General features: G+C 70.1%; 11 protein-coding genes and 2 pseudogenes. 5 read left to right on the top strand and 8 right to left on the bottom strand.

The annotated features are described in order from the left end of the window. Positions 1 to 14: 14 nt before the first annotated feature. Positions 15 to 1,571 carry a Rieske 2Fe-2S domain-containing protein gene (locus AB0B28_RS11160; RefSeq protein WP_360119645.1) on the bottom strand — a complete coding sequence of 519 codons (1,557 nt, stop codon included), beginning with the start codon at positions 1,569 to 1,571 and terminating at the stop codon, positions 15 to 17. Positions 1,572 to 1,702: 131 nt separating this feature from the next. Between AB0B28_RS11160 and AB0B28_RS11155 the strand changes: the two genes are divergently transcribed. Beyond that, on the top strand, positions 1,703 to 1,921 hold the full coding sequence (locus tag AB0B28_RS11155) for a DUF2631 domain-containing protein (protein WP_360119643.1): 219 nt from the start codon (positions 1,703 to 1,705) through the stop codon (positions 1,919 to 1,921). A gap of 1,887 nt (positions 1,922 to 3,808) precedes the next feature. Here AB0B28_RS11155 and AB0B28_RS11150 read toward each other — a convergent pair. From AB0B28_RS11150 to rpsB, 7 genes and pseudogenes are all read right to left on the bottom strand, one after another. Further along, positions 3,809 to 4,075: pseudogene (locus AB0B28_RS11150) on the bottom strand (DivIVA domain-containing protein); the annotation flags it as partial. A gap of 21 nt (positions 4,076 to 4,096) precedes the next feature. Beyond that, positions 4,097 to 5,245, bottom strand: coding sequence for a 23S rRNA (adenine(2503)-C(2))-methyltransferase RlmN (gene rlmN, locus AB0B28_RS11145; RefSeq protein ID WP_360119641.1), 1,149 nt, complete (start codon positions 5,243 to 5,245; stop codon positions 4,097 to 4,099). Positions 5,246 to 5,345: 100 nt separating this feature from the next. Further along, positions 5,346 to 6,272 (bottom strand): phosphatidate cytidylyltransferase, encoded by a 927-nt coding sequence (locus tag AB0B28_RS11140; RefSeq protein ID WP_360119639.1) that lies wholly within the window; start codon positions 6,270 to 6,272, stop codon positions 5,346 to 5,348. Beyond that, on the bottom strand, positions 6,272 to 6,829 hold the full coding sequence (gene frr / locus AB0B28_RS11135; protein WP_360119637.1) for a ribosome recycling factor: 558 nt from the start codon (positions 6,827 to 6,829) through the stop codon (positions 6,272 to 6,274). Before frr ends, AB0B28_RS11140 begins: the two co-directional genes overlap by 1 nt. Before the next feature lie 103 nt (positions 6,830 to 6,932). Beyond that, complete coding sequence (gene pyrH / locus AB0B28_RS11130) at positions 6,933 to 7,658, bottom strand: UMP kinase (RefSeq protein ID WP_360119635.1); 726 nt, start codon at positions 7,656 to 7,658, stop codon at positions 6,933 to 6,935. A gap of 143 nt (positions 7,659 to 7,801) precedes the next feature. Continuing rightward, positions 7,802 to 8,614, bottom strand: coding sequence for a translation elongation factor Ts (gene tsf / locus AB0B28_RS11125; protein WP_360119633.1), 813 nt, complete (start codon positions 8,612 to 8,614; stop codon positions 7,802 to 7,804). An 11-nt stretch (positions 8,615 to 8,625) separates the two neighbouring features. Then, positions 8,626 to 9,468: a 30S ribosomal protein S2 gene (gene rpsB, locus AB0B28_RS11120; protein WP_360119631.1), complete on the bottom strand. Its 843-nt coding sequence runs from the start codon at positions 9,466 to 9,468 to the stop codon at positions 8,626 to 8,628. Positions 9,469 to 9,905: 437 nt separating this feature from the next. Here rpsB and AB0B28_RS11115 point away from each other — a divergent pair, with 437 nt between their 5' ends. The 4 genes and pseudogenes from AB0B28_RS11115 to dprA all read left to right on the top strand — a co-directional run bounded on the left by AB0B28_RS11115 (position 9,906) and on the right by dprA (position 13,636). After that, positions 9,906 to 10,478: a M23 family metallopeptidase gene (locus AB0B28_RS11115; RefSeq protein ID WP_360119629.1), complete on the top strand. Its 573-nt coding sequence runs from the start codon at positions 9,906 to 9,908 to the stop codon at positions 10,476 to 10,478. Then, positions 10,475 to 10,858: pseudogene (locus AB0B28_RS11110) on the top strand (YraN family protein); the annotation flags it as partial. The gene AB0B28_RS11115 and the pseudogene AB0B28_RS11110, both read left to right, overlap by 4 nt. 52 nt (positions 10,859 to 10,910) lie before the next feature. Beyond that, a complete protein-coding gene (locus AB0B28_RS11105; RefSeq protein ID WP_360119627.1) occupies positions 10,911 to 12,476 on the top strand; it encodes a YifB family Mg chelatase-like AAA ATPase in 1,566 nt (521 codons plus the stop codon). Beyond that, on the top strand, positions 12,473 to 13,636 hold the full coding sequence (gene dprA / locus AB0B28_RS11100; RefSeq protein WP_360119625.1) for a DNA-processing protein DprA: 1,164 nt from the start codon (positions 12,473 to 12,475) through the stop codon (positions 13,634 to 13,636). Before AB0B28_RS11105 ends, dprA begins: the two co-directional genes overlap by 4 nt. Positions 13,637 to 13,911 lie beyond the last annotated feature (275 nt).

Raw genomic sequence — 13,911 nt, 5'->3', positions numbered from 1 at the left:
AGCTTCGGCTCAGCTCACTCATCCTCAGCGCGAGCGCTTCTGATGTCATGCCCGACCGAGGTCATGCACTTGCCGGACTTTAGGTTCCACTTCCAGCCGTGCATCTGGCAGGTGAGGACCCCGTCCTCGATCTTGCCGAACACCGACAGGTCGGCCTTGAGGTGCGGGCAGCGGCGCTGGAACTGCCAGCCCTGCATGGTGATGTCCTCGTCGTCGGGGCGCTGCTCGGCGTACCAGCCCTCGGCGTACTGGAGCCGCTCCTCGGAGAGGCACTTGAAGAACGCGTACACGTACTCGTTGTACTGCCCGATGCGCGCGGCGGTGAACCGGCACGACAGGAACAGCGAGTTGACCCAGTCGACCTCGCGGATGTGCAGCAGGTGCTCGATGAGGCGGCGCTCGGTGCGGAACCGGTAGCGGACCTTCGCCCCGTCGTCGGGGTAGATCTTGCGCTCCAGGAAGTCGAAGACGATCGACTCGACCACTTCGTCCGAATCCGGGGCGGTCAGGTCGAAGCGCACGGGCCCGCCGATGCCGGTCGCGATGTGCTCGGCCGAGACCATGAGCGGCTCGATGCGCTCGCGCAGCGTCTCCAGGACGTCGATCTCGGGATGCGACCACGAGGCCTTCTCGGCCGCGATGCGCGGCTGCATCCGCTCCTTGAACTCGTCGAGGTGCTGCTTCTTGTTCGCGAACCACTCGCGCAGGTCGTCGACGGGGTGCTCGACCGAGCCGCGCCCGTCGGCGAAGACCTCGGCGACCGAACCGGGGAGCAGGATGATGTTCTTGTCGTGGCCCTGCTGCTCCAGCCACTCGACATAGGACATCTGGTCGGGGAAGATGTTGCCCTCGTCGCCGAACACGTCGTTGAACTGGTACAGCTCGTCGTCGAGGAAGCAGGGCGGGCCGGCGATCGGGAAGACCCAGTCGCCCTTGACGTCGTCGATGTAGCGCAGCGAGCGGTCGAAGCCCCGCTCGCGCTTCTGCTTGCCGAACGCGCGCTTGGCGCTGTCGGGCAGCTCGTAGACCATCGGGAACCAGATCGCGCCGGAGAACTGGAGCAGGTGCGCGTGGATCTTCCCGTGCTGGAGGAACACGCTCATGTCGGTGGGACGCGCGTCGTTCTGGTTGAGCAGGCGGGTCCCGTCGGCGTCCTCGACCCACAGCGACGAGTCGCCGATCGGGCCGTCGGTGGGGCTGGTGAGCGCCTGGATCATGACCTTGACCCCGCCGGGCAGCTCCACGATCTCCTCGGAGACGGTCTTGATGAACTTGTGGAACCCCAGGGCCCGCAGCTCCGACTCCAGTTCGGCGGTGGGGTACTCCGGCAGCAGGACCGTGGTGTCCTTGCTGATGTGCTTGGTGAGGTTCTCCTCGTCGAAGTGGTCGCGGTGCAGGTGCGACACGTACAGGTAGTCGGCCTGCCCGAGCGTGTCCCAGTCCAGCTGCGAGTTGTCGGGGAAGGGGAACCAGGACGCGAAGTAGGCGGGGTTCACCCAGGGGTCGCACAGGATCGTTCCTGCGGCGGTCTCGATGAACATGCTGGCGTGGCCAGTACCGGTGATTCGCACGGTTACCCTTCCGGAGGCACGAGGACGACGACGCCTCAACTCTACAAGTCACAGCCTGGGCGGGGCCGGGACGTTCAGGCATGTGGCGTGCGAGACTGTGTGCGATCACCGCAGAGGTTGGAGGAACCCACATGGCCGCCGAAGAGCAGATTCTCTCGCCCGCCCAACGCAAGCCCACCAGCCGCAAGGCGCTGTACGCCGCGCTGATCGTCGGCATCGTCATCAACCTGTCGTACCTGTTCGGCAACCACCCCGGACGGGTCGAGGACGCCTTCCTCATCATCACCGCGCTGTGCCTGCTGGCCGTCATCGTCTCCGACGTGTGGCTGCGCAAGGCGGGCCTGCGCTAAGGGCCGCAAGGACTTCGAACGAACCGGTCGCGATCCCCGCGGCCGGTTCCTTCGCGTCCGCAGACGAAACGGGGGCGAGACCGCTACTGCGGTCCCGCCCCCGGTCTGGTCTTTCGCTGCGGCTCAGTGCATCATGCCGCGGCGGGCGAACATCTCCCGCACCTCGCGCAGCGCCGAGTCCACTTCGGCTTCGAAGTAGCCGCCCTGGACCAGCGAGAACTGACTGGTGTCGAGCTCACGATCGGACAGCGGGACCGGGTTGCGGCCGGTCATCGCCGCCGAGACCGCGTCGAACATCTGGTCCACCTGGCTCGGGTCGTACCCCGAACCGAACCGGCGCGGCTGGAAGGCCCGGCGCAGCTGTTCGAGCCGCTGCACGTCGTCGGGGGTGAACGGGGAGTCCGAGGCGCGCATCTCGGTGGTCATCTCCTCGCGGCCGTGGCGGCCGGGGGCCTCGAACGCGCCGCGGCCCTCATAGGGGTTGCGGCGGCCGAAGTCCGGCGGCGTGGCCGCGCCCCGCGGGGCCGGGGCCCCGAAACCCTGATCGGCCGGAGGCGGCGGCGCGAACGCCTGGTCGGGCGCGGGAGCGCCGAAGCCGCCGGTGGGCTCATGCTGGCGCTCGAAGCCCTGCTGCTGCATCGGCGGGCTCGGCTGCGCGCGGCGGCCGAAACCGGTGTCCTCCTGCGGGGCCGGGAAGCTCGACTGCGCGAAGTCGCGGCGCGGCGCCCCGTACGGGTCCGAAGGGGCCGGTTCGGGGCGGCCCGCCGGGCCCTGGCCCATGCCCGGCACCAGGTTCTGCGGGATCGCCTGCGTCGGCGCGGCGGGCGGCATCGGCTCGGGTTCGGGCTGGCCGTAGCGGCCGCCCTGCGGGGCACCCTGGTGGGGCGCGCCCATCGGGTGCTGCGGCATCGGCGGCTGCGGGGACTGCTGCGGCACGGCCGCACGGCGGCTGCCGGTGTCGCTGAACTCGTCGTCGTAGGCCGCGCCGAAACCGGGCGCGGGCTCGGGACGGCGGGGCGCGGGGCCGAAACCGCCATCGGCGGGCGCGAACCCGCCGCGCCGCGGATCGGACTGGAGCGGCAGCTGCTCGGTCGCGCCGTGCGGACCGGGGCCCGCCTGGGGCCCGTCGTGCATCGGCCCTCCGGCCCTGGGACCGGCCTGCGCGGGCGGCGCGAAGTCGCCGCGCGGGTCGCCGCCGCGAGGCCCGAACCCGGGCTCGGGAGCGCCGCCGCGGGGACCGAAGCCGTTCGGGCCGGGGCCGCGCTGGCCGCCGTACTCGTTCGCGGCGGGGGCGAAGTCGTCCCGGCCGTACTCGTTCCCGGCAGGAGCGAACTCGTCGCGGCCGTAGTCGTTCCCGGCGGGGCCGTATTCGTTGCCCGCGGGAGCGAAGTCGTCGCGGCCGTATTCGTTTCCGGCCGGGGCGAAGTCGTCGCGACCGTACTCGTTGCCGCCTGCGGGTGCGAACTCATCGCGTCCGTAGTCGTTCCCGGCGGGCGCGAACTCGTCGCGGCCGAAGTCGCCTTGGCCGCCTCGACCGAAGTCCTGGCCGCGTCCGAGGTCGGAGCCGCGCTTGGCGAACGGGTCGTCGTAGTCGTCGCCGGGCGGTCCGGCGAGGAAACCGAAGCCCTCGTCGTCGTCGCCGCGGAGGTCGCCGAAGCCGTCGGGGTCGGGGGCGGCGCTGCGGGGGGCGGGGCCCCTGCCGCGGCCGGCCGGTTCGGGGGCGGGCGGCGGGGGGGCCATCTCGCGGGCGGCCATGAGGTCGTGGGCGGGAATCGCCTGGGTCGCTGCGGGGATGACCTGGGTCGCCTGGGGTTCGGGGGCGCGGCGCGCGCCGGGGGACGCCTGGGTGGGGGGCGCGGGGATCGCGTCGGGCTTGCCGTAGTCGGGGGCGGGGGCGGTGCCGAGGACGCCGCGCTCTTCGAGCTCGGCGAGCTGCCGGGCCACCCGGTCGAGGTAGACGTCGACCTGCCACTCGTCGTATCCGCCGAAACGGACCCGGAAGACGACGTCGTCCACCTCGTCCGCCGACACGGGGCTGCCCACCGGCTCTCCGGCCAGCGTCGCCTCCACACGGTCCAGGAACGCGTCGACTTCGTCGACCTTGTAGCCCCGGCTCAACGCCCGGCGCCGGAACCGGTCACCATGACTCGCCACTACCAAGCCACCCTTCTCCGCCTAATCCGCGGCGCCGGCGGCGCCGAGCGGCTTCGCCCCGGGGTCACCGGGCGTCCCGGCCTCCCGGACCGAAGCGGCCAGCTGCCCGCAGGCGCCGTCGATCTCTTGGCCGCGCGTATCGCGCACTGTCGTGGACACTCCTGCGGCTCGCAGCCGCCGCACGAATTCCGCCTCCACCGGCTTGGGACTGGCGTCCCAGCGGCTCCCCGGCGTGGGGTTCAGGGGGATCAAATTGACGTGGACCAGCTTGCCCGCGAGCAGCTTCCCGAGAAGGTCGGCTCGCCAGGGCTGGTCGTTGACGTCCCTGATCATCGCGTATTCGATCGAAACGCGACGTTTCGTCACCCGAGCGTACTCCCAGGCCGCTCCGAGGACCTCGGCGACCTTCCAGCGGGTGTTGATGGGCACGAGTTCGTCGCGCAGTTCGTCGTCGGGCGCGTGGAGGGACACCGCCAGCGTCACCGGCAGGCCCTCTTCGGTGAGCTTCTTGATCTGGGGCACCAGGCCCACGGTGGAGACGGTGATGTTGCGGGCCGAGAGCCCGATCCCGTCGGGCACCGGGGAGGTGATCAGGTGCAGGGCGCTCTTGAGCCGGTTCCAGTTCGCGAGCGGCTCGCCCATGCCCATGAAGACGATGTTGGACAGGCGACCCAGGCCGCGTTCCTGTGACACCCGAGCGGCGGCCACGACCTGGTCGACGATCTCGGCGGTGGTGAGGTTGCGGGTCAGGCCGCCCTGGCCGGTGGCGCAGAACGGGCAGGCCATGCCGCACCCGGCTTGGGAGGAGACGCAGGCGGTCACCCGGTCGGGGTAGGCCATGATGACGCTCTCGACGAGCGCGCCGTCGTAGAGGCGCCACACGGCCTTGACGGTGCGGCCCTCGTCGCAGGAGTCGACGCGCACCGGGTCGAGCAGGCGCGGCAGCAGGGCCGCGCCGATCGCGTCGCGGGAGGCGGCGGGGAGGTCGGTCATGAGCGACGCGTCGCCGACGTGGCGGCCGAAGTACTGCTGACGCAGCTGCTTGGCGCGGAAGGCGGGCTGCCCGATCTCGGAGAGGACGGATTGGCACCCGGCCAGATCGAGGTCGGCGAGGTGTCGCGGCGCGGCCTTGCGCGGGCGCGGTTCGGTCAACGTGAGTGCTACAGACATGTCACGACCTAGTCTCGCATGAGAGGACCGGCAGTCGCCAACCCCGGATCGCGGAATTCACCCCGGGCCCTCCTTCATCGGATACACCAATCAGGACACATCACCCGAGCAGGTAACGGAACCACACATAGGCCACCGGCGCGACCATGAGAATCGAGTCGAGCCGGTCCATCACCCCTCCGTGGCCGGGAATGAGATTGCTCATGTCCTTGATGCCCAGGTCCCGCTTCAGGAGCGAGACCGACAGGTCCCCCAACGTAGCGGCCAGTGCCACGCACACGCCGAACGCCACGCCCAGCGGGATCGAGACCCCGAAGAACGCCCACAGGGTGGCCGCGCCGCCCAGGGAGGCGAGCACGACCGATCCGGCCAGGCCCTCCCAGGACTTCTTGGGGCTGATGGTGGGGGTCATCTGGTGGCGCCCGAACAGGACCCCGGCGATGTAGCCGCCGGTGTCGGAGCAGACCACGGTGAACAGCATGATGATGACCTGCGCGGCGGCGCCGTCGATGAAGCGGGCCGAGTCGTTCCCGGAGGTGGCCAGGAGCATCACGAACCCGGCCAGGAACGGCACCTGGACCAAGAGCAGCGCTGCCGCGGGCACGTCGGTGCGGTAGCCGGTGGCGCCTTCGGAGAGGCGCCACACGAACAGCGCGGCGACGCCGACGGCGGTGCCCAGCAGCAGTCCGGTGGCGCCGCCGAACCAGGCGAGCACCACGATGAGCACCCCGGCGGCGGCGAGCGGGATCACAGGGACGTTCTTGCCGCCCTTGCGCATCGCGGTGCCGGTCTCCCAGCAGGCGACGGCCACGGCGACCGCGGCGAGGCCGAGGAACGCGACCGGCTGTATCAGCAGGGAGGCGAGGACCACCGCGGCCATGCCGAGCCCGGCGCCGATGGCGACGGGCAGGTTGCGGCCTGCCTTGGGCCCCCGGTCGCCATCGGGCTCGGGGGTGTCGTCGGGGTCGGTCTCGCGCCCGTCCGGCCGTGGTCGGCGGCCGGGCGCGCCGTCGGGAATCGCGCTCATCAGATTTCGAGCAGCTCGGACTCTTTGGCGCTGACGAGCTCGTCCACGTGGCTGGTGAAGCGCCCGGTCAGGTCGTCGAGCTCCTTCTCGCCGCCGCGACCCTCGTCCTCGGAGATCTCGCTCTCCTTGACGGCCTTGCCGATCTCGTCCTTGGCCTTGCGGCGCACATTGCGGACGGCGATCTTGGCGTCCTCGCCCTTGGCGCGGGCGACCTTGATCATCTCGCGGCGGCGTTCCTCGGTCATGGGAGGCAGGTTCAGCCGCAGCTGGGTGCCTTCGTTCGAGGGGTTGACGCCGAGGTTGGAGTTGCGGATCGCGTCTTCGATGTCCTTGATCTGGGAGGCGTCGAAGGGCTTGACGATGACCATGCGCGGTTCGGGGATCGCGATCGAGGCGACCTGCGGGATCGGGGTCGGGGCACCGTAGTAGTCGACGGTGATCCGGTTGAACATGGCGGAGGAGGCGCGGCCGGTGCGGATGGCGGCGAATTCCTCCTTGGCGTGCTCGATGGCCCGCTCCATCTTCTCCTCGGCTTCGAGGAGGGTGTCGTCAATCACGGCTTTCTCACATTCTCTCGCGGCCTGACAGCACTTCTGACCGTACCGTCCCGCTGTCGGCCCTCGGTGGCGTGGATGTCCTCGGCGGCCGCCGATTCCCGGATCAGTCGTCGGCGGCGTGGATCAGGGTGCCGAGCTGCTCGCCGACGATGGCGCGGCGGAGGTTGCCGTCGTCGTCGGCGCCGAAGACGAGCATGGGCAGGCTGTTGTCCTTGCAGAGGCTGAACGCGGCCTGGTCGACGACCATGAGTTCGCGCTTGAGGGCCTCGTCGAAGGTGATGTCGTCGAGGCGCTGCGCGTCGGGGTCGGTCTTGGGGTCGGCGGTGTAGACCGCGTCGACGCCGTTCTTGGACACGAGCACGACCTGCGCGCCGATCTCCAGGGCCCGCTGGGCGGCCACGGTGTCGGTGGAGAAGTACGGCATCCCGGCGCCGGCGCCGAAGATCACGACGCGGCCCTTCTCGAGGTGGCGGATGGCGCGCAGCGGCAGATACGCCTCGGCCACCTGGGCCATGGCGATCGCGGTCTGGACGCGCGTGTCGACGCCCTCCTTCTCCAGGAAGTCCTGGAGGGCGAGGCAGTTCATGACGGTGCCGAGCATGCCCATGTAGTCGGCGCGGGCGCGGTCCATGCCGCGGCGCTGGAGTTCGGCGCCGCGGAAGAAGTTCCCGCCGCCGACAACCACGGCCACCTGGACGCCCGCGGCCACACCGGCCGCGATCTGGCGGGCGACCGCCTGGACGACGTCGGGGTCGACGCCGACGGCGCCGCCGCCGAAGGACTCGCCGGAGAGCTTCAGCACCACTCGGCGGTTCTCGGTTTGACTCATGGCACTCCCTGCTCTGCGCGCGGCCTCGGCCGCTCGGCCCTTTTCGTCCCTGCTGCGGACATGGAACGGGGCGGCGGCCTGCGCCGCCGCCCCTTCCATGCTTACGGCTGGAGCCAGTGTAGTCCGCTCGCGCGGACTACTCGCTACTCCTGGCCGACTTCGAAGCGGATGAAGCCGGTGACCTCGGTGCCGGCCTCGGCGAGCACCTGCTTCACGGTCTTCTTGTTCTCCAGGACCGAGGCCTGCTCGAGCAGGGCGAAGTCGCGGTAGTAGGCGTTGACCTTGCCTTCCACGATCTTGTCCCAGGCGCGCTCGGGCTTGCCCTCTTCCTTGGCCGTCTCCAGGGCGACGCGCTTCTCGGCCTCGACGATCTCGGCCGGGACCTCGTCCGCGGTGAGGTACTTCGGGCGCATCGCGGCGGCCTGCATGCCGACCTGGCGGGCGGCTTCGGCGTCGCCGGTGTAGGCGACGATGATGCCGACGGCGGGCGGGAGGTCGGCGGCCTTGCGGTGCATGTAGACCGCGACGTCGCCGTCGAGCGAGCCGACGCGGCCGAGCGCGAGCTTCTCGCCGAGCTTGACCGATTCCTCGGCCACGACCTCGGCGACGGCCTTGCCGTTCAGCTCGGCCTTGGCGAAGGCCTCGGCGTCGGCCGGGCGGACCTCGTCGGCGAGTTCGACGAGGCTCTGCGCGAGCTCGATGAACGCGCCGTTCTTGGCCACGAAGTCGGTCTCGCACAGCAGCTCCAGCAGCGTGCTGCCGGACTGGGCGACCAGGCCCTGGGCGGTGGTCCGCTCGGCGCGCTTGCCGACGTCCTTGGCGCCCTTGATGCGCAGGGCCTCAAGGGCGGCGTCGTAGTCGCCGTCGGCGGCTTCGAGGGCCTTCTTGACGTCCATCATCCCGGAGCCGGTGGCTTCCCGGAGCTTCTTGACGTCAGCCATCGTGAAGTTGGCCATTGCTCCCCTTCTTACTTGTCGGCTTCTTCGGCGGTCTTCTCGCCAGACGGCTCGACGACCTTCTCGGTGTCAGCTTCGCCGGCCTGAGGCTCAGCGGTCTTCTCAGTCGCGAGGAGGTCCTTCTCCCAGTCGGCGAGGGGTTCGCCCTCGCCCTTCTCGCCCTTGCCGCCGGAGCGGGCCAGGAGGCCTTCGGCGGCGCCGTCGGCGATGATCTTGGTCAGCAGGGCGACGGAGCGGATCGCGTCGTCGTTGCCGGGGATCGGGAAGTCGACCTCGTCGGGGTCGCAGTTGGTGTCGAGGATCGCCACGACGGGGATGCCCAGCTTGCGGGCCTCGTCGACGGCGATGTGCTCCTTCTTGGTGTCCACGATCCAGATAGCGGCCGGGGTCTTGTCCATGTCGCGGAGGCCGCCGAGCGTGCGCTCGAGCTTGTCCTTCTCGCGCATGAGCTGGAGCATTTCCTTCTTGGTGCGGTTGGCCGCACCGTTGGCCTCGATGATCTCGAGTTCCTTGAGGCGCATGAGGCGCTTCTGGATGGTCTGGAAGTTGGTGAGCATGCCGCCGAGCCAGCGGTGGTTCACGAACGGCATCCCGACGCGCAGGGCCTGCTCGGACACGGCCTCCTGGGCCTGCTTCTTGGTGCCCACGAACAGGACCGCGCCGCCCTCGGCCACGACGTTCTTGACGAAGTCGTGGGCCTTGGCCGCGTAGTCCACGGTCTGGCGCAGGTCGATGACGTAGATGCCGTTGCGGTCGGTGAGGATGAACCGCTTCATCTTCGGGTTCCAGCGACGGGTCTGGTGGCCGAAGTGCACGCCGCTCTCGAGCAGCTGCCTCATGGTGACAACCGACACGGTTGTATTCCTTTCGTTCCCTGGTTCATTCGCGGGCTGCGCCCGAAGTCCGGGCGGCCCGCGCCTGGCGCTCGCCTCCGACGATCTGCAACCGGGAAGTCCCGGACCTGGGAGATCGCTAGGCCGGACCGAGTCCTCGACACCGCGTTCGGATCGAACGAACGATGGAGGTCGGGCCGCGGCGAACGCGCGAAGTCGATTCGGCGCACGAGGGCGCCGTACCGCTCCGATCAGTGTACTTGGACCTTGAGCTCCGCCGCGAAGGCGGTGGAGGGCAGTGACCGAGGCAATCGGCACCGCCGCGCAGCGCCCCGGCGGCCTGCGCGACGGCAATCCGGTCGACGACGAACTCCCAGGTAGAAACCGCCCAGAGAAAGTTATCCACAGGCAAAAAACTTTTTGTTGGCAATACCACCCAGCGGGTCGACCATTGAGTCATGCAACGACTACACAACGCCATGATCGTAGGGCTCATCACCGCTTCACTGCTCGCCGCCACCGCCGTACTGCTACCCACACTCGTCAAAGCCCAGGACCCGAACCAGGGTCCTTGGCAGTCCCCCACCGGCGACCTCGACCTGCTGACCGCGTTCGACCCGCCGCCGCTGCCGTGGCTGCCGGGCCACCGCGGCGTCGACCTCGGCGCAGACTCCGCACTCCCGGTCCTGGCCGCCGGGGCGGGCACGGTGAGCTTCGCCGACGACCTCGCGGGCCGAGGCGTCATCAGCATCACCCACGCGAACGGCCTGCGCACCACCTACGAACCGGTCGAACCGGAGGTCACCGTCGGCCAGCAGGTCGCGGCCGGCGACCGCATCGGCACACTCCAGGCGGGCCACGCCTCGTGCCCCGAATCGACCTGCCTCCACCTGGGCCTCAAACGCGGCCCGCTCTACCTCGACCCGATGCTCCTGTTCGGCGCGGGCAAAGTCCGCCTCCTCCCCCGCCCCGGCCACCCGCCCGCCAGCGCGACCCATGCGACCGGCGCGGGAACGGAGGTGCGGCCATGAACCGCGCACCCATCGTCCGCGAGCGGTCGCACACGGCCACGCACCGGCTGGCCCCGAACTCGACGGTCCGCCTCCGCGACCTCACACCACGCCAACTCGGCAGCCTCGGCGAACAGCTCGCGGCGATCCACCTGCGGCGCCACCGCATGCAGATCCTGGCCCGAGGCTGGCGGCACCGCGAGGGCGAACTCGACCTCATCGCCCGCGAATCCGACACGGTCGTGTTCTGCGAAGTCAAGACCCGCAGGTCCCGCCGCCACGGCGGGGCGCTCGGGGCCGTCGACGGCGAGAAGCTCGACCAGGTCGAGAAGCTCGCGAGGATCTGGCTCCGCGAGCACTGCCGACCCGACCAGCCCTGGCGCATCGACCGCCTGGGCCTGACCGCCACCGACGACCACACCCTCAGCGTCGAACACCACCGGGGAGAACGCCATGGCTTACGCACGCACCAACACCGTCTGCATGATCGGCGCGAACGCCGTGGCCGTCACCGTCGAGGCCTCAGTGTTCAAGTCCACTTCGAAAGGCGCGGACACGGTCCGCATGTCGGGCCTGCCCGACAGCGTGGTCAACCAGGCCCAGACCCGGGTCCGCTCCGCGATGGCCAACTCCGCCATGCGCTTTCCCGACAAGTCGATCACCGTCAACTTCATGCCCGCATCGGTCCCCACGACCGGATCGGCCGCCGACCTCGCACTCGCGGTCACGATCATGTGCGCTGACGAGACCCTGCCCTCGGAGAGACTCCAGGACACGGTCCTGTTGGCCGAACTGGGCCTCGACGGCAGTCTCCGCGCGGTCCCGGGCACGCTGCCGGCGCTCATCGAGGCCCGCAAGCTCGGCATCCGCAAGGCCATCGTCCCGCCCGCCAACGCCGAGGAGGCGGCCCTGGTCGAGGACCTCACGATCCTCGCCCCACCTGATCTGACCACGTTGGTGGCCTGGCTGTACGGCCAGACCACCCTCGACCCGGTCCTGCGCTCGGCGAAGCCGGAGCCGCCGCCGATGCCCGACCTCGCCGACGTCAGGGGCCAGTCCCAGGCCCGCAAGGCCCTGGAGATCGCCGCGGCGGGAGGCCACCACATGCTGCTCGTGGGCCCTCCAGGCGCAGGGAAGACGATGCTGGCCGAACGCCTCCCGTCGATCCTGCCGCCGCTGTCGAACTCCGACGCCGTCGAGGTGACCTCGCTGCATTCGCTGCGAGGCAGGCTCACCGGAGGCGCGGCCACGCTCATCGAACACCCGCCGTTCGAGTCGCCGCACCATTCGATCACCATGCAGGCCTTGGTAGGAGGAGGTTCCGGCCATATAGGCCCCGGCTCACTGGCCTTGGCGCACCGAGGGGTCCTGTTCATAGATGAGGCTCCCGAGTGGCGCCGGACGGTCCTCGACTCGCTGCGCCAACCGCTGGAGAGCGGCGAGGTCCTGCTGCGCCGAGCGAACTCCTCGATCCGCTACCCGGCCAAGGTGATCCTGGTCCTGGCGGCGAACACGTGCCCGTGCTCGCCGAACAAACCGCAGGACTGCACGTGTCTTCCCCGGGTCAAGCGCTCCTACCTGCTGCGCATCTCGCGCCCGCTGATGGACCGGATCGACCTGCGGGTGTACCTCCCGCCGGTGCCGCCTTCGGAGATCCTGTCGGCGGTCGGCGAGGCCGAGTCCTCCGAGACGGTCGCCAAGCGCGTCTCCCGAGCCCGCGAAGCGGGAGCGGCCCGCTGGGCCGAGGCCGGCGAACCGTGGCTGCTCAACAGCGAAGTGCCCGGCTCGGCGCTGCGCTCGGAGCGCTGGCGGCTGCCGCCGAAGACCCGCAGGCACGTCGACGACCTGCTCTTGAAGGAGCGGATCACGGCCCGCGGCTACGACCGGGTGCTGCGCCTGGCCTGGACGATCGCCGATCTGGGAGACCACGACCGCCCGAGCGCTGAGGACGTGCTCGCGGCAACGGAGCTGCGGCTGGGATACCCGCAGAACGGAAACACGATGGAGGAGGCGTCATGACGAACCTGCCGAACGATCCGAGACTCGCCTTGATGCTCTTGTCCTCAGTGGTGGAGCCGGGCGACGCCGAACTCGACGAGCTGCTCGACGAAACGGGCCCGATCGAGGCGGTGCGGCGCATCTGGGAGGGCGAAGTCCCAGAGCGCCTGCGCCGCATCACGAGTGCGGCGGTGGCCTGCGCGGAAGACCCAGCGGACAGCGCGAGGGACATCGCCGAGGCCACGGAAGCCTGCGGCGCACGGGTGGTGATCCCGGGCGACCCGGATTGGCCGCCGCAACTGCACGATCTCCATCTGGTCTGCGACGCCGACGAACCGCATGTGCGGCCGCCGCGGTGCCTGTGGATCAGAGGCGACCACGACCTGGCGGCGCTGTGCGCCCGCTCGGTGGCGATCGTGGGCTCCCGGGCGGCCACGGACTACGGCCAGCATCTGGCCGACGACCTGGCGACTGATCTGACCGAGTCCGGGTGGACGGTGGTCTCGGGGGGAGCCCTGGGCATCGACCGTGCCGCTCACCTGGGTGCGATGTCGCGGGGAGGCCCCACGGTCGCGGTGCTCGCTTCGGGGGTGGAGCTTCCTTACCCGAAGAGCAATCGGGCGATGTTCGAGCTGGTCTTGAAGCAGGGCCTCCTGTTGAGCGAGTGGCCGCCGGGTTCGTCGGCCATGAAGCACCGCTTCTTGACCAGGAACAGGGTCATCGCCGCGCTCACAGCGGGCACGGTGGTCGTCGAGGCGGCGAACCGCTCAGGAGCCAGGAACACGGCCCGCCACGCGGCCGAGCTGGGCAGGGTCCTGATGTTCACCCCGGGACCGGTGACCTCCTCGGCCTCCGCCGGGGTCCACCAACTCGCGAGGGAACCCTGGGACGCCCGCCTGGTAACGCGCGCAGAGGAGGTCATCGAGGACCTCACCGGCATCGGAGGCCTCGCGGCCACCGGTCCCCCGTCACAGCATCGCCCGTTCGACAGCCTGAACGAGATCGAAGCCCGCCTGGTCGAGGCCCTACCGAGAGGCTACGTAGTAGAGACGCCCCGCCTGGCGGCAGCCGCAGGAATCCCCCTCACCGCGGCCACCGAGACCCTAGAGCGCCTGCGGACCACCGGATGGGTCGACCAGATCGACCGCCGCTGGCGCCTGTCGAGAGGAGGCCAACCCTGACCGACACCAGAGCGCCCCGAAGGCGCACCCAAGTGCCGACCAACGGCTGACATCACGGTGCACCGTGTCCGAAAACAACAAGGGTGGGAGGGGGTGGGGTGGGGGCGGGGGGGAGGCCCCCAGAGCGCGCAGATTTTCACGAGCCACCCTCGCATCTCTGCGCCCGTCGCAGCGACGCCTACGGCGGCCCGCCGACGGAGCGTGCCGCACTGCGCTCGCCGATCGCGAATACAGCGGGCGACTCGGCTCGGGGCGATCGGCCAACCGGCATTCGG

It is taken from the genome of Glycomyces sp. NPDC046736 (assembly GCF_040645615.1).
In the GTDB taxonomy this organism is placed as follows: Bacteria; Actinomycetota; Actinomycetes; order Mycobacteriales; family Micromonosporaceae; genus Glycomyces.
This window is presented reverse-complemented; position numbering and strand designations above follow the sequence as displayed.